The organism is Parapedobacter deserti, assembly GCF_042646065.1.
GTDB lineage: Bacteria > Bacteroidota > Bacteroidia > Sphingobacteriales > Sphingobacteriaceae > Parapedobacter > Parapedobacter deserti.
Map to the genome: position 1 here is coordinate 1 of NZ_JBHRTA010000001.1, position 875 is coordinate 875.

Annotated in this window: 1 protein-coding gene and 1 pseudogene; both read left to right on the forward strand. The window is 58.1% G+C overall.

Annotated features, from left to right (window positions below):
• Positions 1–77: 77 nt before the first annotated feature.
• Positions 78–374: a type IX secretion system membrane protein PorP/SprF gene (locus ACFOET_RS00005; RefSeq protein ID WP_456320321.1), complete on the forward strand. Its 297-nt coding sequence runs from the start codon at positions 78–80 to the stop codon at positions 372–374.
• Between the two features lie 69 nt (positions 375–443).
• Positions 444–875, forward strand: a pseudogene (locus tag ACFOET_RS00010) (OmpA family protein); the annotation flags it as partial.

The following is an 875-nucleotide window of genomic DNA, read 5'->3' on the forward strand; positions in this document are numbered from 1 at the left end:
GCGACCAGAGCAACAACATCTTCCGGTGGGACAACACGACCACGGACAACATCCGGCGCCGGCGGCACATCTACTTCATGGGCGGTGCGCTGGTCAACCTTGGCGAAGGGACGCGGCTTCGGCCGAGCCTGCTGCTGAAGGAGGATTTCCGGGGTCCGACCAGCCTGGATGTGAATGCGATGTTCGTATTCGGGGACCGTTTCTGGATCGGCGGGGGCTGGCGCACGGGTGTTACAGTTTTCCGGAAGGACTACGCGCGTTTCACGGGCAATGCGCTGAACAGGCGCAACTCGGTATCGGCGATCACGCAGCTGTACGTGACGCCGCAGCTGCNAGGACCAGCGGTTGCTGAGCCCGAGGTTTTTCTGAATTGAGTGATTTTTTTGAATAAAAGATAAGCTGACGGCTGATGGCCGGAAGCAGAGAACATAAATACGATACGGATGAAAAATATGTTGATCGAGAAATTGCATCATTACGGCGTTGCGCTATTACTTACTGCTTTTTCCACCATGTCCCTGCCAGTTCCCGCCGTGTACGGCCAGGAGCAGGTCGGTCTCCGCGAGCGTGCGGAGGAGCTGTACGGCAGGTTTGAGTACGCCAATGCGGCGGCGCTTTATGCGAAGCTGGCGGATTCGCGCAAGCCGCGTCTTTCCGATCTGGAGCGGCTTGCGGCTTGCTACGTCCGGATGAATGACTACGAGTCAGCGGAGAACTGGTATGCGCGTGTTGTGGCCCATGAAGGCAGCGATGCGGGAAACTTACTGCGCTACGGTGAAGTCCTGAAGATGAACGGCAGGTACGCGGAGGCAAAAAAGCAGCTGGAGGCCTACGCTTCGGCCACGGGCGACAGGGACCGGGTCTCGGTTGAGATA